The organism is Streptomyces sp. NPDC023157, from assembly GCF_055560575.1.
In genome coordinates this window covers 430,399-452,081 of the sequence record NZ_JBVHIL010000008.1, presented here as the reverse complement: position 1 = coordinate 452,081, position 21,683 = coordinate 430,399, and the positions used below count along the sequence as shown (strand labels likewise).

The following is a 21,683-nucleotide window of genomic DNA, read 5'->3' as shown; positions in this document are numbered from 1 at the left end:
GACGCGGACGACGCCCTGGCCGTCCGGCTGACCCTGCAGGACCCAGCCGGTCGGCCGCCCCGCTCATGGGGCCTCCTCGATGAGCGACGGCGTGAGCAGGCGGACCGCCGACACCTGGCTGCAGTCGACGTCGGGGAGCGCGCGGATCTGCTGCGGGGCGTCTATTCACACCCGGTGCTCCGCCGCCTCCACCCCCACTTGGCCGCCCGCCTGCTGATGAAGAGGCAGTGTTCCGACCTGCACCTTTACTTCCCACGGCTCTCCGCCCTCTACCTGCGCGACACCGGTCACCGACCACTCCGCGACCGGCGGGTCGGGCGGCGGACAGCCGCGGCGAGCGGCCCGCCCGGGCGGCGGCACCAGCGAAACAGCAGGCCGCAGCACGGCGACGGACAGCAGCACCACAGCGCCGGCGGGAAGCAGGGCGGCGGCGACCCGCGGGCGGGCAGCGGCGGGGGGCGGTCACCGCTGAGCGACAGGCGCTCTCGTAACTCTCCACGACGCCTACGATGCGGCATTTGCCATACCCGGGCTTCCAGACCGAGGGCTTCAGCGTAGTCGTGTGACGTCCGGTTGGTGATGAGTTGAGGTCGAGGAGCGCGGGGCAAGGTGTTACACCGAAGTGTCTGCGTGACGTTTTTCAGAAGTCTCTTCCGGGTCGGATGCCTCTTCTTTCACCTGGGCGAGGCGCTTGTTGTTCAGCACGGGCAGCACCACGAAGGCGGTGAGCGCCATGGCGGTACCACCGGCGTAGAAGGCGGCAGGGATTCCGAAGAACTTCGCCACCAGGCCACCCGCGATTCCGCCGACGGTGAAAGCGCCCACGGCGACGGACCGGTAGGCCGCGGTGACACGGCCCATCAGGTCGTTCGGCACGATCTGCTGTCGGAGGGTGACGACCTGGATGGTCTGGATCAGGACGACGAAGCCGTCCAGCGCCATGAAGGCGACGGTGGCCGCCGGGCTGATCGCCAGTCCCATGCCGATGGTGGACCCGGCCGACAGCAGGTTCGTCACCAGGATCAGCGTGCCCAGCGGCATCCACTCGCCGACCTTGCCGGCCACGAGGCCGCCGATGACCGCGCCGATGGCACCGGCCGCGAGCAGTACGCCGTACCAGCTCGATGTGACACCCAGCACGTCCGTGGCAAGGAGTACGAGGATGCCGTAGGTGGCAGCGCTGACGGCGTTGCCCGTTGCTGCGACGACGCTCAGCGACCGCAGCGTCGGCGACGACCAGTACCACCGCGCGCCGACGGCGATGTCGGCGGCGATGCCCTTCACCGTCAGGGGCTCCGCGGACGGCTCCTGACGGCGCCGGGTGGCTGAGGGGATCAGCGCCAGCAGGCCGACGGCGGCCAGATAGCCGCCGGCGCCGAGCACGAACGGGGCCGCGGCGGCGGTGGCGAAGAGGAATCCGCCCATGGGCGGTCCGACGAACTCGTTGCAGACGACGAACGTTGTCTGCAGCCTTCCGTTGGCCCGGCCCAGGTCATCCGGGGCCACCAGGGTCGGAAGCCACGCGGACGACGAACTGTCATAGAGCGTCTCGGCCGTCCCGATGGCGAAGAAGACCGCATAGAGCAGCGGCATGGAGACGGCGTCGCCGAAGACCGCCACCGCAAGCGCTGCGAATCCGGCGACGCGGATCCAGTTCGCCGCCTGTGCCACCCGCTTTCGATCCAACCGGTCTGCGAGGGCGCCGGATATGAAAGCCAAAACCAGCCACGGGGCCCTCTGCGCCACGGTGATGCCGGCGATAAGCGCCGGGTCGTGGGTCACGGTGGCCGCGAGCAGGGGCGCTGCAGCCAGGCTCACCCCGTCCGAAAGGTTCGACGTGGCGGTGGCTGCCCACAGCTTCTGGAAGGGGCCTCTGCTGCGTGTGGGGTCCATCGTCAGTTCTCCTTGGATGAGGCTTCACGAGCCACGGCTTCAAACAGCTCGGCTACGGCACGGGACCCGGCGAGCGGCATTGCCCAGGGCTTCGGTGTAGTCGCGTGAAGCCCGGTTCGTGGCGATCTGACGGACTCGGCGGAGCTCTTTGTACGGGACGGGCACGGCTTCCAAGGTCATGGAGTTCTCAACGCTCTGTGATCCGCATGGAAGACCATGCCTGCCGAGGCATCATCGCTGATCAGGCCTGCCCTTGACCAACTTCCTCCGCAGGCAGCTCAAGTCCCTTCCTTGGAGGGGCATCCCGCTTCAGGGCTGCACCAGGGTGTCGGCCACGGCCACTCGGAGACCCGCCGCATCAAGGCCGCCACGGTGAACAACCTCCTTTCCCCGGAGCCCGCCAAGCCGTCCGGGTCAAGCGCCGCCGCACCGGCCGCAAGTCCGGCAGGACCACCACCATGACGGTCTACGCCGTCACCAGCCTCACCGCCGAGCAGGCCATCCCGTCCCCGCTCGTCGGACTCGTCACCGACCACTGGAAGATCGCGGTCCTACACCACATCCGCGACACACCACCTTCGCCGAGGACGCCTCACACATACGGACCGGTAACGCGCCCCGCGCGATGGCCACCTGGCGCAGTTTCGCTTTCGGAGCCCTCCGAACCGCCGGAGCGAAGAACATCGCGACCAGTCTCCGCACAACGCCCGCGATCCCCTTCGTCCCCTCGCGCTCCTCGGCCTCAACTGATCACAAACCGGACGTCACACGACTACGCCGAAGCCCTGACCCTGTCCCCAACCCGGCGGACGGTCGACCGGTGCTGCCAGCGGGGCGAGCACCGGTCGAACGAAGCATCACGGGCTGAAATCCTGGCAGGTCCTCCGCAGCCCTCAACCGCCTGACGAGCATCGCCGCCACGGTCCTCACCCGCGAAAGACCACACTGAAAATGCTCAGTACGTCGGTACCAGTCGTCTCGGTGTTTCCACCAGGTTCAGTTCTCACGCCCGAAGCAGCGCTCAAGTTCATCCAGGTCGTAGAACGTGCTGTCCTTGGACACCGGAGCGCACCCCTGCTTGAAACCGATCTCCTTCTCGTTGTAAAGCATCCGCACGAGATAGGTGTCGCCCTTGCGGAAGACGTCCCACTGGATATTCGCGCCCAACGGGGACACGGACGCGCCGCGCCAGGGATTGCCGGCATACGTGTACGGCTGCTCGTCCGTGGCAGCCTTCGTGCTTCCCGGCAGCCCCAGCAGCGCGGCCAGCGGAATGAGCTCCTCGGCGTGCGTGAAGCGCAGTTCTGCACCGAGGTCACTCGTCCCGTTTCGTTTGGCCTCCACCTTCTTGAAGAGGTCGTCGAGCAGGACATCGGACATCTTGTAGGTGATGTCGCTGTCGGCGAATCCCGGGCCCTTCTGGTAGAAGTCCTCGGCATCGCTCAGGTACCCGAACCAGGCCGCGTCGCTGTGCGAGATGTACCGATCCATGCCCCAGCCCTTGCCGCCCGGGCTCTCGTTCCTCATCGCCGGCGCAATACCGTACAAGTTGTAGACGGCTTCCGCGGCGTCGACATCGCTTCCGATGGAGGAGAAGTCGCCGTCGGCGATGCGCTGCACGAAGGCGGGCTTGAAGAGCTTCTCAAGGACGCTGCGGGCAGCGCCGTGGGTCGCGGGCTGGTCGGTGATGCTCTTGAGGGTTTTCGCGAGCCGCTCGTCGTTGGCGATGTAGTCCCGGTAGGCGGCGCCGCCGGCCGCCTTGTGGAAGTAGAGGAGGTCCTTGTCGGTGCGGGTCGCGCCGATGAGCGGCGCGAGATCCGGGTCGGTGGCGGCAAGGGCGGCGGTGAAGGCCTTCCCGCTGTCGACGGCCCGCGTCTGCCCGGAACTGACGACGTCGATCTTCTTGTTCTCTTCGGCGATCTGGGCGAACAGCTCCGGCAGCCGCTGCTCCATGCGTGTGGCGGTGCCCTGCATCTCCTGCTTGCCACGCCCGCTGAGGTTGCCGTACCCCACCTTGGCCATGGCATCGAGCAGCGATCGCACAACGGGGCCGAACTCGCTTCCTCGCCTGGTGAGTTGTCCCTGGCTTTCGGCCTCCTCCCACAGGGCGAGGATCAGGTCGCCGTCCTCGCTGTCGCTTGCGGCGCGCGAGCCGTGCCGGGAGACGTTCTCGGTGAAGACGGGAGTGAAACCGGCGGGGGCGTGCTGGTAGGCCTGCGGGTTCTGCTGGGGGGCGTACGGGGCCTTGGTCCCGTAGCTGTCGGCGTGTGCGGTCCGCTCCGTGGTGGCGTGGGCGGGCAGGGCGGTGGCCAGAAGTGCGCAAAGCCCCAGGGCGAGGGCGGGGGTGACAGAACGTCTCATGGGCGCATCGTCAGCGCAGGACGTGAACGATAGATGGCCTTGAGGTGGCAGCCGGAGGGTGCCGACTGGGCCTGTGCCTCGGTCACAGTCGACAGAGGTGCGTCGGGTGCCGGCGGACGAGTTATGCGAGCAGAGACGCCCCAGCGTCGAGATCGCGAGGACGGTGGGGTACAAGGGGAAAGTGTCCGACCGTGGAGGCGGGAGCCTGGCCGGGCGGGCGGTGCGCGGCATGACGAACACACCACCTACCTATGGGATATGCAGCTTTTCGGCTGCGTAGCGGTGGCTGGTCTCGGCATTGTGGTCCGCTATGCCACGACGCACCTGATGCGACGGGGGCACCGCCGTCCACCCCGCATCCGTCATGCCCGACGGGTACCGGCGCACCCGGTCGCCCTTCTACGCGCTCGCGCCCGCATCGTTCAACCCTGCACCGCGTCACCCAACCGTTCGCGACGGTGAGAGTGCCACAGCCACCACCCGCTCCTGCGAGGAGCACCAGCACTGCCGCACCCGGGAATCAGGACGACATGATGTCCCAGGCCACCAGGACCAGCGCCACCAAGAGCACGCCCGCAGGCACACCGAAGCGCATCCACTGTGCCCGCCGCCGATAGTTCGTCGGTCCGCGCTGAGCTGCCATGCATCCCTCCCCCGAAGTCAGGACTCACCGGTCGTAGTGTCAGAGGCAGACACCCCCTAGCACAAGGGGTCAGCCCGACGTCGCGCACGTGACAGCCAAAGACTGCTCCCCCCGGGCCCACCCCCTGGGACTGCGGCAGTGGTCGCGCCGGATGACAGACCGAGGACGGACCCCTGTGTACGACACGGGCAGCCGGGCACAGCGCAGGGCGACCGCGCGGTGGAGGGCCGGACAGACCGTGCATGAGGCGCGTACTCCTCACGGCTGCCTGCCCGGCTCGGCCTCGACCATCGGCCCCAGGCAGTGATCCTCGCTTACGAGACGGGCCTGGCCCCCGCCTGATCCCACACCAACCTGAGCGCAGTAGTCAGCCCAGCCCGGCGAACTGACGTGCCGTCCTGGCTGTGGGACGAGAGGCGCCGAGCTTGAATTCGCTGACGAAGGCGCGGAGACCGGGGGGCCTCGGTCATGTCCTCTGGCATGGTCTGGAATCGCCATGACCCCCCGGCTCGGTAGGCCACACGAGCTCCCTGCTCCGCCGGGGCCCAGCTGCCCTCCGACGGGACCACCGCTCGCCGGAGTGTCGGCGAGGCCCTGGCGCTCGTTCCAGGCGATCTGGCGCGCGGAGTCCCGTAGCGGATGCCGGCGGTGGGGAAATCCCGTCGACAGGCGGCCTGCGAGGCACTGTGATGTCCTGAGCCGCCCGCCGCCTTGGGCGGGCCGACCCCAGGAGTGCCCTTGGCGACCGAGAGAACCGCGGACATCCGCCCCGCGATCGATGCCGCACTGGTGAGGCGCCTGGTCGATACGCAGTTTCCGCAAGGGGCCGGTCTGCCTTTGGAACTGCTCGAACCGGCCGGCTCGGACCATGTGATCTACCGGTTGGGCGACGAGTTGTCCGTCCGACTGCCCCGTCACATCGACGCCATCGGGCAGGCCGAGAAGGAGTCCGAGTGGCTGCCCCGACTCGCCCCGCACCTGCCCCTGGCAGTTCCGGTCCCGGTGGGGGTGGGGAAGCCCGGCTTCGGCTATCCGTGGCCCTGGGCGGTGTCCCGCTGGCTGGACGGCACGGTGGCCACCGTCGAGGCGCTGGCCGGTTCATCCGAGGCCGCCGTTGAACTGGCGCGGTTCCTGCATGCCCTTCAGCGGTTCGAGCCCGAGGAGATTCCGGCTCGGGGCGTCCGTGAGGATCTCACCGTCCGGTCGCTGGCCGCACGGGATCGGACGACGCGGGCCGCCATCGCGGAGGTCGGCGGGGTGTTCGACGTCGCGGCCATGACCGACCTGTGGGACGCGGCGATCAGCGCGCCGGGATGGGCGGGTCCTCCGGTCTGGATCCACGGCGACTTCCACACCGGCAACCTGCTCACCGTGGACGGCCGCCTCAGCGCGGTCATCGACTTCGGCGGGCTCGGCATCGGCGACCCGGCGTGCGACCTGATGATCGCCTTCACCCTGATGTCGGCAGGGAGCCGGGCCGTCTTCCGTACCGCGCTCGGTGTGGACGACGCCACGTGGATCCGAGGCCGCGGCTGGGCGCTGGCCACGGGCCTCATGGCGTACACCTACCACGCCGCCGTCAACCCCCTCGTCGCGGCGCAGACGTCCCGTCAGATCAGCGCGGCTCTCATCGGCTAGGGGGTGTCCGGCCGATCATGTAAGTCGCTCGTGCCCGGTTCGCCGTCCCGGCAACGGATTCCTCGGGGCAGCTTGTGCCGGGCCTGCGCCGGATGTCGGGGCAACCTCAACATCCCCATGTGATCACACGCTTGACCTCAACCACGCTTGAGGTGTGAGGATGATCGACATGACCACGGAATCCACATCCCACGCGGCAGACATCGAAGCGATCACCCGGCTCGTCGCCACCGTCGAACACTCCCAGCAGAACAAGGACCCCGAGGAGTTCCTCCGGCTCTTCCACCCGGACGCCATATGGACGACGGCCCACGGCAAGGTCCTCATAGGCCTCGACGCGATCTCGGAGTTCACTCGCAAGGTCCTGCCCGCGGCGAGCTGGGACGGCAAGGTCACCTACGAGGTGGTCCACGTGCTCTTCATCCGCCCCGACGTCGCGGCGGTCAAGATCCGTCAGCGATACCTGGCCCCAGGCGACGAGAGCGAGGGCGCCCCGCTGTACGTGATCTCGAAACAAGCCGACGGCCGCTGGCTGCTGACCGCCTGCCAGAACACGGGGGTCGTCGCCGACTAGAACTTGTTCGGCTGGTCAAAGTTCGTAGTCAAATGGTGAGGGCTGGGCGGTCGCGCTCCTCTCCCCGTTCGCCGCCCTGGGCGACCCGGCATCGCGGGTTACTACGACAAGGAAATCGCCCAGGGCAAGCACCACACCCAGGCCCTGCTCTGCCTCGCCAGACGCCGGGCCGACGTCCTCTTCGCGATGCTCCGCGACGGAACCTTCTACGAACCGCGGCCGTCGGCCGCGGTCACGTGACCAGCGGTTCGGCCAGGAGGACGACCCGGTCGGCCTCAACATCGAAGCCGAGATGGCCGTAGTCGCCCTCCGGATCCATCAGGACCTGCTTGCCCAAGCACCGCCCGATCTCCCGGAGGAAGCCGCAGAACACATCGAGTCGTTCCTGGCCCTGCAACTCCCGCAGGTCAACGTCGAAGTCGATGACCTCGTCGTCAAGGAAACGGAAGATCGCCAGCATCTCGGCAGCCGGCCAGACCCGCAGGTTCGGGCACTCAGCGTCCGCCGGACGGGCGAGCACGCTCTCCGCCCGGGGCACCGGCAGCACCGTTTCGCCCTCGGAGTACTGGCGCTTCCAGCTCCTCGCCTCGACGAGATCGAGGACCGCCTGCCAGTCCTCGACCGAGGCATCGGGGACGCGCAAGTCAGGCAACGACCCCATCAGGTCCGGGTCGAAGAAGCACCTCACGTCATCCCACAGAAGATCAGCCACACCGCCATGCTGCCCGTCTCACCGACTCAACGCAGCCCCGTTTCCCTTGACCCAAGACATGGGGGCACCCCCCGATGCCGTCGGCGGACCACAGCCAGTGGCGGGCGTTCGTACACGGTTTTCCACGGGCCGAAGGCCGCACCCTGGCCGCGCGCCCATCTCCGAGCGACACACGGTCCCGCGTCCCAAGCGGGACCGGCCCGTGCCGTGGCCGGGTGACCCGGCACCGCCCGTCGAGCGCGGTACTTCATCACCCGGCCCAGGGACGGATGTCCTGCCAGTCGTCGGTTGACGGGTTGGTTCATCGGACTTGTGACGAGATGCCATAGGGGACATCCGGGTGGGATCCCTCGCGTACCGCAACTGACCACATTGCCCCCGCAGTCGTCCTGTGCAGTGGCATGACGACCAAGGAGGCACTTGTGACTGGTTTTCAGGCTTTCACCTCGAGCTCTGCCGAGCTGATGGATCTCGACCCCTATCGCTTCCCCGCCGCACTCGACGACCTGCCCGCGCCGATCCCGACCGTCTGCGGCGTCATCGAACGCGACGACAGCCCGCTCCCCGCGCCCACCCCGGGGACCCGCCTGTACCCGCCCCTCGAGCCGGCCGACCGCCGTCGTCTGGAACTGCACGCAGCCCTCACCACCGCAGGCATCGCACCCCGGCCCGGCGACCTCGACGCCATCGAGGCCTTGTGCCGACTGGACGACACCACCCATGCCGCCCTCCAGCGATGGATCAACCACGCCGGCTGACCCACTCCGCGCCCGTTCCACACCTCGGACGGCGGACTCACGTCCGCCAGCCGTCGGCGGGCGGATGGCGTACCGGTCGCGGCGCCTTCTGGGGGGGGTGGAGTCGGTGTGCTCAGGTCGACGGAACGGCGCCATCATCATTCGTGGCGACCAATGCCTGCCGTTGCCTCTCACACCACGCGCACCGGATCACCTGCCGCAGGAGGTCTCAGACCTCCTGCGGAGACAGCTCCACGCTGGAGGGCCCCGGCGAAGGCGGACGAGCGGCTGACCTGCTCCCTCGAGCGCGTTCGGCGATGCCGGCGGCCCACCGCTGACCGCCGCAGCCGGGCAGTGCCGGCTAGGTCGTGTCCGGAAAGTAGCGCCGTCTGCCCGCAGGGCAGGGCCCGCGGCGTCTGGTGCGGGGAAGAGCTCGAGCGGGCTCAAGGCCTCCGGTTCCGGCTCGAACAGCGCAGGGTTCGACCGACGCTCCCCCACTGAAACGGAAGCCGGTTGTCGGCCCGCAGGGCGACTCGCCAGGCGGCAGTCGCACGAGTGGCTGCGGGGACGCCGATCGGCTGGTCCGCCTGGGCCCTGTTTCGTCAGCGACGCCGGTCCACTGCTCCTCGAACGCTTCAGTTGCGGTGATGCTCAGGAAAGTCACGGGCTCTGGGCCGTGCCGCGGGTCAAAACGGCCAGTCGTTCCGCGTCTGGAGTGCCGGGATTGGCCGACCAGAGCACGAGCTGCTGTTCCGGGGCACCGGCGTAGCGGAAGGTGTCCCAGTCCAGGGTGAGTTCGCCGACGGTGGGGTGCGCGATGCGTTTGCTGCCGAAGTCCTGGTGTGCGACGCGGTGCTCGGCCCACCAGGCCCGGAAGTGCTGGTCGGCGACGGCCAGCTCGCCCACGAGGGCGGTGAGGGCCGGGTCGGTCGGGTTCGTTCCGGCCTCCATCCGCAGGACCTCGACGCAGGTGCGGGCCACGTCCTCCCAATCCGGGTAGATGTCGCGCATCACCGGGTCGGTGAAGACCATGCGGACGTAGTTGCGCTCGGGCTCGGGCACGGCTGCGAAGTCGCACAGCAGCTCCGCCGCCAGCGGGTTCCACGCGAGGATGTCGAGGCGCGGGCCGAAGACGATGGCGGGTGTGCCGGTGAGCTGGGCGAGCAGCCGGGTCAGGTGCGGGTGTGCTTTGGGGCGGGCGGACCGACGCGGCGTCTTGCGGTGCCCGGCCTGCGCGGCCTGGGCGACCAGTCCTTCCACGTACGTCCTCTGGTCGCCGTCCAGCCGCAGCTCCCGCGCGAGGGAGTCGAGCACCGCCGGTGACGGTGCCAGCCGGCCCTGCTCGATGCGTACGTAGTAGTCGGTGCTGATCGCGGCGAGCTCGGCCACCTCCTCGCGGCGCAGCCCTTGCACGCGGCGCTGGGTGTGCGCGCGCTCGGGGAGCCCCACCTGCGCGGGTGTGAGTTCGCCACGGCGGTGTTTGAGGAACTCACCGAGCTCACGAAGGTGGGCGGAACCAGTCATTCCTTCAGCATGGCACCGGGGAGAAGGCTCTGCCTGGGAAGGATCCTTCCTAGGAAGCAACGCGACCTTCCTGCGCCAGGCCATCGGCCGGACGGTGGATACAGGCCCGCAGATCGCCGGCCACCCACGATCCCGCAGGAGCAGAACATGAGGACTGACGTCCGCTTCCCGACCAACGGCCTGCAGCTCGCCGGCCACCTCTACCTCCCCGACGGCGTCGACGGACCGCTCGCCGCCATCGTCGTCGGCCACCCCACGACCGGAGTCAAGGAGCAGGCGCCAGCGGCGTACGCGACACGCCTGGTCAAGGAGGGATTCGCCGTCCTGACCTTCGACGCCGCCTTCCAGGGCGAGTCCGAGGGCACGCCCCGCGGTCTGGAGGACCCCTTCCAGCGTGCCGAGGACTTCCGTGCGGCGGTCTCCTACCTCACCACCCGTCCCGAGATCGACCCCGACCGCATCGGCGTGATGGGCGTGTGCGGCTCCGGAGCCTACGTGCCCTACGCCGCTCAGACCGACCACCGGATGAAGGCTGTGGCGGGTGTATCCGGGACGGACGTTCCCAGCTTCTTCCGCGGCGCCGACCCCGAGGGCTGGCAGCAGATGGTGGCGAACTCCGGAAACCTCCGCAGCGCCGAGGCCGCCGGCGAGCCCGCGGCGACGTTCGCCGTGCTGCCGGAGACGGCCGGTGCCGACACCCCCGCCCCGACGGCCGAGTTCGTCGACTACTACAAGACGCCTCGCGGCATGCACCCGCGCTCCACGGGTGACATGGTCGTGCGCAGCGCGGACCTCCTCGACCAGTTCGACTCCTTCGCCGACGTCGCCAAGATCGCGCCTCGCCCGCTGCTCATGATCGCCGGTACCGAGGCGGTGACCCGCGGGTTCTCCGAGAAGGCCGTCGCCGACAGCCCCGGCAACGCCGAACTGTTCCTCGTCGACGGCGCCACCCACGTCGACCTGTACGACCGCGACGATTACCTGACTCCTGCCGTCGCCAGGCTGGTCGAGTTCTTCAGCAAGCACCTCGCCTGAGCCGGCGGGCCTGTGTGGGCAAACGCGGAGGCCGGCCGCCGCGGGAGCCACGGCTCCAGCACCGCCTACTGCTCGTCCGTGAGATCTCCCCGACCCATGAACCGTGATCATTCACAGCCCAAGATCCACTTTCGACACACAGCCCAGGTGACGCGACGGGGCGGTGCGCACGTGGCCTTCACCGCCCACTCCATCCCCGGCTTCGCCGCCGCAGTCCGCGACCTCCTCGAACGCGCGGCCGCCGAACGCGGACGCAGCGTCGAACGCCGCGCAGCCCGTACGGGGGCGGCGTGCTCTCAGCGGGTGACGCCCCCTCCTTCGAGCGGCGGCAGTACTCCCCGCACACGGCCACGGCAGGGAGCGGCTCCGGCGGTCTTCACCCATGGGTGTAACGTACGGTACATTCGATCATCGGGTAGGCCGTATCTGTAGCGACGGGCGGTCGGGTCGCCCGCGATCATGGACGGCTCGCCGGAGTCGGCGCTGCGTGCAGGAAGGACCGACATGGGCGGCACACTGGCCGACGACATCCGCAGTCGACTCGGGGAGCTCAGCCCTGCCGAGCGCAAGGTCGCGCGGGTCCTGCTGGCCGGCTATCCCGCGGCGATCTTCGAGACGGTCGCCACGATCGCGGAGCGCGCCTCCGTGTCCGCCCCCACCGTGCTCCGCTGTGCTTCCCGGCTCGGCTACCGCGGCTTCCCCGACCTGCAGGCGGCCCTGCGTGCCGAGCTCGAGGCGCGGCACGCCTCACCGATCACCCTGTACGAGAGCGCGGGTCCGGCGAAGGCGCAGGAGCCGTCCGCCGGGCAGCCGGGCGAGGGCGACGAGCCGGTCGCGGGGCGCTCCCTCGCTCTCGTACAGCAGGCCCTGTCCCAGACCTTCAGTGAGGTCTCCCCCCATGAGTTCGGCCTCGCGGTCAAGCTCCTGAGCGACCCGCGCCGCCGGATCCACCTCACCGGCGGGCGCTTCACCCACCTGCTGGCGGAGTATCTGGGTCTCCATCTGATGCAGTTCCGCGACCAGGTCGCCTTCGTCCCGGAACGGGACGTCGAGCGGGCGGCGTTCCTGACCCAGCTGGCGCGTCGCGACGTGACGGTCATCTTCGACTACCGGCGCTACGAGGGCGACAAGGCGGTCATCGCGGAGCTCGCGCGGGAACGCGGCGGGAAGGTGATCGTCTTCACCGATCCGTGGCTGTCACCGAGCGCCAGCCACGCCGATGTCGTTCTCACCAGCCAGGTGAACTCCGCCTCCCCTTACGACAGTCTCACGCCTACTCTCGCGCTCATCGAGTCGGTCGTCGCCTCCACCCTGGGCGAGCTGGGCGCCGAGGCGCACCAGCGGATGAAGGACGCCGAGGCCGTCGCGCGGCGCACCGGGCTGCTGTGAAGGAGGCGGTCCGGGGTCAGTCGAGGGCTCCGTTGACCGTCGCCTTCGGGATGGCGATGTTCGGGACCTCGTACTTGCCGAGGATCTTCCGGTAGGAGCCGTCGTCCATCAGCGACTGCAGGGCGGCCCGCACCGCTTCCTCGAGGCCGGCCTGGTCCTTGGATATGCCGATCCCCATGGGTGAGGCGCTGTACTCACCGACGGCGGCTCGGCCCGTCACCGTCGAGAAGGCGTTGCCTCCGTCCGCGGTGGAGGCGACGTACGCGGCGGTGACCTCGTCGAGGTAGTCGGCGACGACCTTGCCGCTGCGCAGGGCGAGTTGGGCCTCGGAGTCCTTGGAGAAGGTGAGGATCCGGATGGGCGGGAGGCCCTTCGCCTCGCAGAGCTGCTGGCGCTGCTGCAGGAGCTTCTGGTGGTTGGTGCCGGTCTGCACGCCGACCGGCTTGCCGCACACGTCGGTGACGACGGTGATCCCGGCCGGGTTGCCCTTGGCGACCAGCCAACCGGGCCCCGCGTTGAGGTAATCGACGAAGTCGACGGACTTCTGCCGCGCCTTCTTGTCGGTCATCGCGGACATGACGGCGTCGAACTTGCCGGCCTGGACGGCCGGGAGGATGCCGTCGAACTTCTGTGCCGTGAAGTCGAACCGCACACCGAGCCGGGCCCCGATGGCCTGCCCGAGGTCGTAGTCGATGCCGGTGATCTGCTTGCTGCCCTCGTTCGCGTACATCTCGAAGGGCGGGTAGGGGATGTCCGTGGCCACGCGGACGGTGTTCGTGCTCCGGATGCTCTCGGGGAGCATCGCGTGGAGCTTCGGGTCGGGCTCGACCGTGAGGTCCGGCAGGACGGCGGCGGGGCCGGCCGTCGGCCGGGCGCCGGCGGTGGTGGTGCCGGAGTCGGTGGTGCAGGCGGACACGGCCAGGGCGGCGACCGCGGTGAGGACCACGGCCGCAGTGACGTGCGAGCGCATGACGGTTCTTCCTTCGGTGGGCGTGGCGGGTGAAGGCGGGACGTGCGGGCCGCGGGCAGCGTCGGGGTCGGACGGGGTCAGACCAGGTCGACGCGGCGCGCGGTCTCCTCGCCGCGTTTCATGTGCTGGTGCGCGCCGTCGCCGAGCGACGTGACAAGGGCAGCCACCAGGACCTCGATGACGGCGAGGGTGGGCACCAGACTGTCGTAGGGAGAGCGCGCGTCGACGCGGTGCGACAGCACGACGTCGGCGTGCGTGGTGGTGGGGGAAAGCCACATGTCCGTGAACACGATGACCTTGCCTCCGCCGTCCTTCGCCAGCTGGACGATGGCGAGCTTGTCGTTCTCGTAGCGCCGGTAGTCGAACACGACGACGACGTCGCGCTTGGTGAGCGTGGCCAGGAGCGCCGTGCGTTCCACGTCCCGTTCGGGCAGGAAGCGGATGTCGTCCCGCAGCTGCATCAGGTGCAGGCCGAGGTAGCGCGCGAGCAGGTGGGTGAAGCGTCCTCCGACGAGGGTGACGCGGCGCCGGGGGTCGGACAGCAGGGTGAGCGCACCGGCGAAGTCGTGTCGCGGGATGTCGGTGAGGGTCTGGGTGAGGGCCTGGGTGAAGAGGGTGTTGCTGTGCGCCACGAGGCCGTCCGTCGAGTGTCCGTAGGCTCCGTCGCCGGCGGTCTCGTAGAGCGAGAGCGGTGAGGCGCTGCGCTCGTCGAGTTCCTTGCGCAGCGCGGACTGGAAGTCGGGGAAGCCCGTGTAGCCGAGGCGGGTCACGAAACGCAGGACGGTGGGTGCGCTGACGCCGGCGCGTTCGGCGATCGTGGCGACCGTCTCGAATCCGGCGGACGGGTAGGACGCGAGCAGGATGCGGGCGACCTTCCGTTCGGCGGGTGCGAGGATGCCGAGCTTGCGGCGGATGTCGTCGGCGATGGGGCTGGGAACCACGGGAGACTCTCTTCGGTCCTGCGCACGCCGAACGGTGTCGCGCGGGTGGTACGGGGCGGGGCCCCGGGCGTGCACCGGACGCGCCCGGGTGCCTTCGCTCAGGAGGGTGGCGCGGGAGTCACCTGGGCGAGATGCTGATCCTCATCCCGATCAGCGTCTGCGCGGTGGCGCCGTCACCGGTCCAGGCGGAGAAGCCTCCGGCCTTGCTGAAGGTGACGTCGAAGCGCGGGCCGGACTCGAACGTGGTGGCGTTCGCGGTGTTCTGCGCGCGGGTCGAGGCAAGCGCGCGGGCGGTGGTGCGGAAGGAGTAGGGGGTGCCGTCCGGGTTGGCGGAGGAGTAGAAGACGTCGGTGTTGGCGGGCACCGGGGCCGTGCTCGTGGGGTTCAGGGGCCGCTTGCCGGGGGCGGGCCGGGGGGTCCAGGTGCGGGCGTCGTACCGGTCGTGGTCGGTGAGGTAGGTGTAGCGGGCGCCGCGCAGGGTCCAGCCGGCGGCGGTGGTGTGGGCGCGGGCGCCGCGCAGGTCGAGGACGGCGACGCCGTTGGGGCCGAGCACGGTGAGGTGTTCGCGCGGGGTGCCGGGGTCGTCGACGACCAGGGCGGTGTTCTCCTCCAGGGCGTAGACGCGGTCGTGTCCGGTGTCCGCGGCGAGGCGCAGCGCCCGTCCTTCGCGGCCGTAGGCTCCGGTGTGGGTGTCGATGAGTCCGGAGCGCAGGAAGCCGAAGCCGCCCTCGGGGATGTGGGCGAGGCGGGCGGGGTCCTCGTAGTAGCCGGGGGTGCTGCCGTCGCGGAGGCCCTCGTAGGATTCGCCGCCGCTGACCATGTCGGGTCCGGAGGCGATCTGGGCGCCGGCGGAGGAGCCCGCGACGACCGCGCCGTGGGCGAGCTTGGCTCGGATGGCGGCGAGGACCTTGGAGTCGGTGTGCCGGTCGCCGTGGAGGAGGGTGGTGAGGTAGCGGTACTGGTCTCCGCCGCCGAAGAAGAAGCCGCTCATGGAGTTGATCCGGGCGACGACGGCTTCGGAGTCGGCGTTGGCGACGTGGTCGATGTCGAGGGGGATCCACTGGGCGTCGGCCGCCCCGTGCCTCTTGAAGAGGTCGGCGTAGTAGGCGCCGTTGCAGGCGGAGTTGCTGCACAGGTCGGGGTCGTCGGCGTGGGGGTCCTGGCTCTCGGGGACGGACGCGGCGGTGATGACTCCGATGCGGGCGGCGGGGCCGCCGGCGCGCTTGATGATCTCCCCGTACACCTGCTTGTTGTCGTCCTTCAGACCGCCGCCGACGAGGACCAGGGAGCCGTGCGGCTGCTGCGGGCGCTCGGTCAGGGCGTGCGCCGTGGGGGCGGTGGTGAGGAGGGCGAGGGCGATGCTGCCCGCGAGGACGGTGCGGCGTGCTGGGCCGGAATGTGCGCGCATGGGGCTCTCCATGGGTGAGGTGGTGGGTGGCTGGGCCCGTCGACCGGCTTCGGGCCCCGCCGTCTCCGGCATCGCGCGGGGAGGGCGATGCCGGAGGGACTGCGGGGTCAGGCGGTGTTGCGCGCGTCGCCGAGCGCGGCGACCAGGTCGGCGAGCATGGCGACGCGGTGCGGGACGCTGGAGACGTCGAGCCATTCCTGCGGGCTGTGGTCGGCGCCCCCGATGGGGCCCAGGCCGTCCAGGATGGGCACGCCCATGCCGGCGATGAGGTTGGCGTCGCCCACTCCGCCGGTGGCCGCGGCGCCGAGCGAGACGCCGACGGCGGAGGCGGCCCGGCGGGCGTTGTCGAGCATGCGGCGCGAGGCGGGGGTGTCCTCCATCGGCGGGCACAGGTCGAGCTGCTCGACCTCGACCGTTGTGCCGGGCACCGCGGGGTGGTCGGCGATCTCCTGGATGGCCTGGGTGACGCGCCGTACGTCGGCCGTCGTGGCGGCTCTGACCTCGATGCGCAGCTCCGCCTCGGGGCAGACGATGTTCGCCCGGGTTCCGGCGCGTACCACGCCGACGTTGACGGTGACGTCGTCCCAGTGCCCGTTGAGGGCCTGGATCTGCACGACGAGGTGCGCGGCGGCCAGTGCGGCGTTCGCGCCGCGTTCGGGTTCGATTCCGGCGTGGGCGGCGCGCCCCGTGACGGTGAGGCGGAAGTCGGCCACGCCCTTGCGGGCGATGACGAGGTCGCCGTTCTCCCGGGCGCATTCGAGGCCGAGCCCGTAGTCCATGCCGCGGGCGGTCTCCTCGATGAGCTCCCGGCTGGCGGGCGAGCCGATCTCCTCGTCCGGCGTGGCGAGGAGGACGAGCTCGTCGTAGGTGTCCAGGCCGTGGTCGTGGAGGAGTTCCAGGGCCGTGAGGCCGGCGAGCAGGCCGCCCTTGTCGTCGCTGACCCCGGGGCCGTTGGCGATGCTTCCGGTCAGGCCGAAGGGACGCGCGGCCGCGGTCCCCTCCTCGAAGACGGTGTCCATGTGGCCGGCGAGCAGGACCCTGCGGCCGCCGTCGGCCTCGGCGAGGGCGCCCTTCTTACGGGCCACGAGGGCGTCGCCCGCCTGGAAGCCCTGCCGCCCCGGCGGGAAGGTCACGCGCTCGACGGCGAAGCCGATGCCGGTGAGCCGGTTCTGGACCCAGTCGGCGACCCGGTTGACCCCGTGGGGCGTGTACGAGCCGGAGTCGATGGACACCAGCTGTTCGAGGTCGTGCAGGTAGCGGGCCTGGAGGGTGCGTGCGCCGTCGAGGAGTTCCGCGGCGAGCTGCCGGCGCGGGGGCGCGGTCACAGGACTTTGGACAGGAAGGCGCGGGTGCGGTCCTGCTCCGGATCGACGAGGACCTGGCGAGGGTCTCCGGCTTCGACGACGACGCCTTCGTCCATGAAGACGGCGGTGTCGCCGACCTCGCGGGCGAAGCCGATCTCGTGGGTGACGACGACCATGGTCATCCCGTCGGCCGCGAGCTGCCGCATGACGTCCAGGACGTCCCCGACGAGCTCGGGATCGAGGGCGGAGGTCGGCTCGTCGAAGAGCATCAGCTTCGGCTTCATGGCCAGGGCGCGGGCGATGGCGACCCGCTGCTGCTGGCCGCCCGACAGCTGGGCGGGGTAGTGGTGGGCCCGGTCGCCGAGTCCGACCTGGTCGAGCAGGAGCTGTGCCTGCTCGCGGGCGTCGGCCTTGGACACGCCGCCGACCTTGACGGGTGCCTCGGTGATGTTCTCCAGGGCGGTCATGTGCGGGAAGAGGTTGAACCGCTGGAAGACCATGCCGATGTCCCGGCGGCGTTCGGCGACCTCGCGTTCCCGCAGTTCGTGGAGCTTGTTGCCCTGCTGGCGGTAGCCGACGAGTTCGCCGTCGACGGTGAGCTTGCCGCCGTCGATCTTCTCCAGGTGGTTGATGCAGCGCAGGAAGGTCGACTTGCCCGAGCCGGAGGGGCCGAGCAGGCAGCAGACCTGGCCGCGCTCGACGGTGAGGTCGATGCCCTTGAGGACCTCGAGCTTCCCGAAGTGCTTGCGGACGCCTTCGGCGCGCACCATGGGGGTGCTCATCGGTTGTGCTCCTTGTTCTTCTTGCCCAGCCGCTCCACAGTTCCGCCGAGCAGGCGGCGGAACGGCGAGACGTGTCCGGCGCGGGTGGTGCCGCGTCCGTAGCGCCGCTCCAGCCATGCCTGCGGCACGCTGAGGAGGGTGACCAGGGCCAGGTACCACAGGCTGGCCACGATCAGCATGGGGATGACCTGGTAGTTCTGGGCGTACACGTCCTGGATGTTGGACATCAGGTCGTGGGCGGAGATGACCGAGACCAGTGCGGTCATCTTGAGCATGTTGATGGTCTCGTTGCCCATCGGCGGGATGATCACGCGCATCGCCTGGGGCAGCACGATCCGGCGCATGGTGAGCGCGGGTCGCATGCCCAGCGAGTGCGCGGCCTCGGCCTGGCCCGGGTCGACGGACTGGATGCCGGCGCGCACGATCTCCGAGGCGTAGGCGGCTTCGTTCAGCCCGAGGGCGAGCAGGGCCGCGATCGCCGGGGTCAGCAGGGTGTTGGTCTCGGCCTGGAAGAACGTGACGTCAGTGAAGGGGATGCCGATCTTCACGTACTTGTACAGGGCCGCGGCGTATCCCCAGAAGATGATCTGGACGAGCAGGGGGGTGCCGCGGAAGACCCAGACGAAGGCGTTGGCCAGGCCGTACAGCACGGGGCTGGAGGACAGCCGCATGACGGCGATCAGCGTGCCCAGGCTCAGGCCCAGGAGCATGGCGGCGGCGGTCAGCCAGAGCGTGGTGGTCAGACCGTCGAAGATGAGGTCGGCGAAGAGGTAGTGGCCGACGACGTCCCAGTGCAGGTTGTCGTTCTTCGCCAGCGAGCCGATCAGGCCCACCAGCGCCAGGAGCGAGGCGACGGCAGCGATCCACCTGCCGTAGTTGCGGACGGGAACGATCTCCAGATCACGCATGCCCGGCGCGCCGGTGGTCGTACGGTCGGCGGGAGACTTGGTGTCGATCATGCTCAGTCCACCGACGCGTTCTTGGTGGCTTCCTTCACGAGGATGGAGCCGACGCCGTACTTGTTGTAGATCCGCAGGAGGGTGCCCTCGTCGATGAGGGACTGCAGCGCCTTCTGGATCGCGTCCGTCAGCTCGGGCAGCTGCTTGCTGATCGCGATGCCGTTGGGCGTGGCGTCGTAGCCGCCGGACGCGGCCGGGTCCTCGACCAGATCGAAGGCCTTGCCGGCGTCGGCGGTCTTGGCGACCCAGCCGGCCGCGGGCTTGGTCAGGACCTGGGCGACGACCTTGCCGGAGCGCAGGGCGAGCTGGGCGTCGGAGTCCTTGGGGAAGGTCTGGATCTCGATCTTCCCCTTGCCCGCCTTTCCGCAGGCGTCCTGATGGGCCTTCAGCAGGTCGAGCTGATGGGTCGCGGCCTGGACGGCGACCTGCTTGCCGCACAGGTCGTCCAGCGTGGTGATCTCGGCGGGGTTGCCGTCGGCGACCAGAACGCCGGAACCGGACTGCGAGTAGTCGACGAAGTCGACGACCTTCTGCCGCTCCTTGTTGTCCGTGATCGCCGACATCGCCGCGTCGAACTTTCCGGCCTGGATGGCCGGGACGATCCCGTCGAACTTCTGCGGCGTGAACGCGAACGTGACACCGAGCTTCGCGCCGAGTGCCTGGCCCAGGTCGTAGTCCAGACCCGTGAGGGTGCTCTCGCCCTCCTTCACGAACATCTCGAAGGGCGGGTAGGGCACGTCGGTGGCCACCCGGACGGTACCGGCCTCCTTGATCTTGGCCGGAAGCAGGTCGTGGAGCGCCTGGTCCTTCTTGATCTTCACCCCGGCAATGGTGGCCTTTTCGCCAGCTGCCGCGGCGGTGTCATCACCGCCTCCACAGGCGGAGAGCGTGGCGAGGGTCGTGGCCGCCAGGGCGGTGGCTACGACGCGGTGGGCAAGGCGAGCGTTCATCGCGGTGGAACCTCTCAAGGGGGAACTCTGCCGACGGATTCCAGCCGTCAGCCGCACATCAGCGAAGTTACAGATCAATCCGCAGATTGACTAGATGTACTTCACATTACGTTCACGTAACGCGGCCGCTTGCCCGTGCTCACGGGGCTCTGTACTGCGAATTTATGACTCCTGGACGGTCACGTCCCAGCAAAGTCGTCATACATCTTCCCGTCAGAGGCGATGACTTGTAAGTTCCGCTACCAACCTCATCGGCTTTCGGCCAGGCGACATCCAGCCGACCGACGAGGCACCGTTTCCCTCCCTCAGGAGCCCCTCATGTCGTCACGTCTGTCCCTCAGTTCCACCGCCGCAGCGGTCGCGCTGCTCTCGGTCGCCCTCACGCTCACCGCCCAGGAGCCCGCCCACGCCAGCGCGAACAGGATCCGCCTCGGCAACCCCTCGGACGTCAGCCGCACGTCCTGGAACGGGCCGGCCTTCACGATGAACGGCGCCGGAGCCGTCATCCCCGCCTCCATGAGCCGCGCCGTCAACGACATCACCGGCGGCACGGGAACGATGGACGTGGTCGTCCTCGCGGGCTCGGCACCGACCTCGGGAAGCGCGACGCCCGAGTGCGACACGGTCATGACCCTGCCGGGCGTGAACTCCTGTACGACCTGGACGCTCACCGCCGCCAACGACGGCAACAACAGCCAGGTCAACACCGACGTCCGCAACGCCGAGTTCGTCTACTTCGCCGGCGGCGACCAGTGCCGTTACACCGCGTGGAAGGGCACCGCGCTGGAGGCCTCCGTCGAGTCCGTCGTCGCGAAGGGCGGCGGATCCGGCGGCGGCAGCGCCGGCCACCACATCAACAGCCCCATCGTCTACGACGCCTGCAACGGCAGCGTCACCAGCGCCGAGGCACTCGCCAACCCCTACGACCGCTACATCAGCTTCACCACCGGCATGTTCCAGTGGCCGAACTACGCGGGCGTCATCAACGACTCCCACTTCGTGACCCGCGACCGGATGGGCCGCACCATGTCCTTCCTCGCCCGTGCGGTGAAGGACGGTCTCGCCCCCGGCGGCGCGGCCTGGGGCGTCGGCGTGGAAGAGGGCGGCGGCTCGCTGTACCTCGACCGCAACGGCATGGCCACGCAGTACGGCAAGGACGCCTACGTCGTCCTCGCCGACCACCAGCCCGAGCAGGCCGTGGACCGCAAGCCCCTGACGTACTCCGGATTCAAGATCTGGCGCCTGACGCCGGGCTCGACCTTCGACTTCAAGAACCGTCCGACCTGCGGTTACTACCTCCGCAGCGTGAACAACGGAGTCGCAGACGCCAACCTCTACACCGGCACCCCCCAGACGAACTGCGGCAGTCAGAGCGGCGGCAGCACGCTGGTGGAGACCGAGCCGAACGACACCCGTGACGCCGCCGACGACGCCACGACGCTCGCGTCGCCCGGGACCGTCACGGGCTCCATGCAGTCCACGACCGACCGCGACTACTTCAAGGTCAGCCTGAACTCCGGCCAGACCGCCTCGGTGAACTGCGCCGTGCCCAGCGCCTACGACGCCGACCTCTACTGGCTGGACTCGACCGGCAGCACGCTGGAGCGCTCCGTCAACAACGGCGTGGGCTCGGACGAGTCGGTCTCGTTCACCCGCACCACCGCGGGCGCCGGCACGTACTACCTCGAGCTGGAGGCATACGCCGGCTCGGGAACGGCCTCCTACAGCTGCAGCGTGACCAAGAGCTGACCCCTCCCTGTTACACCGCGCGCCGCACCTGGCTCTGGAAGTCTCAAGGACGCACGGTGGTCCTGACCGGCAGTCGAATGCCGGTCAGGACCACCGTTCTGCGCGGCGCGCGGG

General features: G+C 69.4%; 18 protein-coding genes and 1 pseudogene. 7 read left to right on the top strand and 12 right to left on the bottom strand.

The window, feature by feature from the left end; translation table 11 throughout:
• Nucleotides 1-612: 612 nt before the first annotated feature.
• The 3 genes from ACZ3ZE_RS28610 to ACZ3ZE_RS28600 form a co-directional block, all read right to left on the bottom strand.
• Nucleotides 613-1,893 (bottom strand): MFS transporter, encoded by a 1,281-nt coding sequence (locus tag ACZ3ZE_RS28610; protein ID WP_361630986.1) that lies wholly within the window; start codon nucleotides 1,891-1,893, stop codon nucleotides 613-615.
• 996 nt (nucleotides 1,894-2,889) lie between these two features.
• A complete protein-coding gene (locus ACZ3ZE_RS28605; RefSeq protein ID WP_467261322.1) occupies nucleotides 2,890-4,254 on the bottom strand; it encodes a histidine-type phosphatase in 1,365 nt (454 codons plus the stop codon).
• A 520-nt stretch (nucleotides 4,255-4,774) separates the two neighbouring features.
• Nucleotides 4,775-4,897 (bottom strand): hypothetical protein, encoded by a 123-nt coding sequence (locus tag ACZ3ZE_RS28600; protein ID WP_467261320.1) that lies wholly within the window; start codon nucleotides 4,895-4,897, stop codon nucleotides 4,775-4,777.
• A 738-nt stretch (nucleotides 4,898-5,635) separates the two neighbouring features.
• On the opposite strand from ACZ3ZE_RS28600, the gene ACZ3ZE_RS28595 reads away from it, so the two are divergent.
• The 3 genes and pseudogenes from ACZ3ZE_RS28595 to ACZ3ZE_RS28585 all read left to right on the top strand — a co-directional run.
• A complete protein-coding gene (locus tag ACZ3ZE_RS28595; RefSeq protein ID WP_361630980.1) occupies nucleotides 5,636-6,535 on the top strand; it encodes an aminoglycoside phosphotransferase family protein in 900 nt (299 codons plus the stop codon).
• Between the two features lie 160 nt (nucleotides 6,536-6,695).
• Complete coding sequence (locus tag ACZ3ZE_RS28590; protein ID WP_361630977.1) at nucleotides 6,696-7,109, top strand: SgcJ/EcaC family oxidoreductase; 414 nt, start codon at nucleotides 6,696-6,698, stop codon at nucleotides 7,107-7,109.
• Between the two features lie 58 nt (nucleotides 7,110-7,167).
• Nucleotides 7,168-7,349, top strand: a pseudogene (locus tag ACZ3ZE_RS28585) (IS110 family transposase); the annotation flags it as partial.
• On the opposite strand, the gene ACZ3ZE_RS28580 reads toward ACZ3ZE_RS28585, so the two are convergent.
• On the bottom strand, nucleotides 7,342-7,821 hold the full coding sequence (locus ACZ3ZE_RS28580) for a hypothetical protein (RefSeq protein WP_361630974.1): 480 nt from the start codon (nucleotides 7,819-7,821) through the stop codon (nucleotides 7,342-7,344). The pseudogene ACZ3ZE_RS28585 and the gene ACZ3ZE_RS28580 overlap by 8 nt on opposite strands.
• Before the next feature lie 401 nt (nucleotides 7,822-8,222).
• Here ACZ3ZE_RS28580 and ACZ3ZE_RS28575 point away from each other — a divergent pair, with 401 nt between their 5' ends.
• Nucleotides 8,223-8,579, top strand: a complete 357-nt coding sequence (locus ACZ3ZE_RS28575) for a hypothetical protein (RefSeq protein ID WP_442304828.1) — start codon at nucleotides 8,223-8,225, stop codon at nucleotides 8,577-8,579.
• Between the two features lie 639 nt (nucleotides 8,580-9,218).
• On the opposite strand, the gene ACZ3ZE_RS28570 is transcribed toward ACZ3ZE_RS28575, so the two are convergent.
• The gene (locus ACZ3ZE_RS28570) at nucleotides 9,219-10,082 is read right to left on the bottom strand and encodes a helix-turn-helix domain-containing protein (protein WP_467261318.1); all 864 of its coding nucleotides are present in this window, start codon (nucleotides 10,080-10,082) and stop codon (nucleotides 9,219-9,221) included.
• Nucleotides 10,083-10,229: 147 nt separating this feature from the next.
• Here ACZ3ZE_RS28570 and ACZ3ZE_RS28565 point away from each other — a divergent pair, with 147 nt between their 5' ends.
• Both ACZ3ZE_RS28565 and ACZ3ZE_RS28560 read left to right on the top strand, forming a co-directional pair.
• On the top strand, nucleotides 10,230-11,117 hold the full coding sequence (locus tag ACZ3ZE_RS28565) for an alpha/beta hydrolase (RefSeq protein WP_361630890.1): 888 nt from the start codon (nucleotides 10,230-10,232) through the stop codon (nucleotides 11,115-11,117).
• Nucleotides 11,118-11,621: 504 nt separating this feature from the next.
• Complete coding sequence (locus ACZ3ZE_RS28560) at nucleotides 11,622-12,506, top strand: MurR/RpiR family transcriptional regulator (protein ID WP_363291538.1); 885 nt, start codon at nucleotides 11,622-11,624, stop codon at nucleotides 12,504-12,506.
• A gap of 16 nt (nucleotides 12,507-12,522) precedes the next feature.
• Here the strand turns inward: ACZ3ZE_RS28560 and ACZ3ZE_RS28555 are convergent, their stop codons facing one another.
• The 7 genes from ACZ3ZE_RS28555 to ACZ3ZE_RS28525 all read right to left on the bottom strand — a co-directional run bounded on the left by ACZ3ZE_RS28555 (nucleotide 12,523) and on the right by ACZ3ZE_RS28525 (nucleotide 19,820).
• Nucleotides 12,523-13,476 (bottom strand): ABC transporter substrate-binding protein, encoded by a 954-nt coding sequence (locus ACZ3ZE_RS28555; protein WP_361630896.1) that lies wholly within the window; start codon nucleotides 13,474-13,476, stop codon nucleotides 12,523-12,525.
• Nucleotides 13,477-13,553: 77 nt separating this feature from the next.
• Nucleotides 13,554-14,417 carry a MurR/RpiR family transcriptional regulator gene (locus ACZ3ZE_RS28550; RefSeq protein WP_467261316.1) on the bottom strand — a complete coding sequence of 288 codons (864 nt, stop codon included), beginning with the start codon at nucleotides 14,415-14,417 and terminating at the stop codon, nucleotides 13,554-13,556.
• Nucleotides 14,418-14,535: 118 nt separating this feature from the next.
• Complete coding sequence (locus tag ACZ3ZE_RS28545) at nucleotides 14,536-15,825, bottom strand: cyanophycinase (RefSeq protein WP_361630902.1); 1,290 nt, start codon at nucleotides 15,823-15,825, stop codon at nucleotides 14,536-14,538.
• A gap of 107 nt (nucleotides 15,826-15,932) precedes the next feature.
• Nucleotides 15,933-17,150: a M20 family metallopeptidase gene (locus tag ACZ3ZE_RS28540; RefSeq protein WP_361630905.1), complete on the bottom strand. Its 1,218-nt coding sequence runs from the start codon at nucleotides 17,148-17,150 to the stop codon at nucleotides 15,933-15,935.
• On the bottom strand, nucleotides 17,147-17,911 hold the full coding sequence (locus ACZ3ZE_RS28535) for an amino acid ABC transporter ATP-binding protein (protein ID WP_361630908.1): 765 nt from the start codon (nucleotides 17,909-17,911) through the stop codon (nucleotides 17,147-17,149). Before ACZ3ZE_RS28535 ends, ACZ3ZE_RS28540 begins: the two co-directional genes overlap by 4 nt.
• Nucleotides 17,908-18,870, bottom strand: a complete 963-nt coding sequence (locus ACZ3ZE_RS28530) for an amino acid ABC transporter permease (RefSeq protein WP_363291543.1) — start codon at nucleotides 18,868-18,870, stop codon at nucleotides 17,908-17,910. Before ACZ3ZE_RS28530 ends, ACZ3ZE_RS28535 begins: the two co-directional genes overlap by 4 nt.
• 2 nt (nucleotides 18,871-18,872) lie before the next feature.
• On the bottom strand, nucleotides 18,873-19,820 hold the full coding sequence (locus ACZ3ZE_RS28525) for an ABC transporter substrate-binding protein (RefSeq protein ID WP_361630913.1): 948 nt from the start codon (nucleotides 19,818-19,820) through the stop codon (nucleotides 18,873-18,875).
• A 318-nt stretch (nucleotides 19,821-20,138) separates the two neighbouring features.
• Between ACZ3ZE_RS28525 and ACZ3ZE_RS28520 the strand changes: the two genes are divergently transcribed.
• Entirely contained in the window at nucleotides 20,139-21,569 is a 1,431-nt protein-coding gene (locus ACZ3ZE_RS28520) for a pre-peptidase C-terminal domain-containing protein (RefSeq protein WP_467261314.1), read from the top strand.
• The last annotated feature ends 114 nt before the right edge of the window (nucleotides 21,570-21,683 follow it).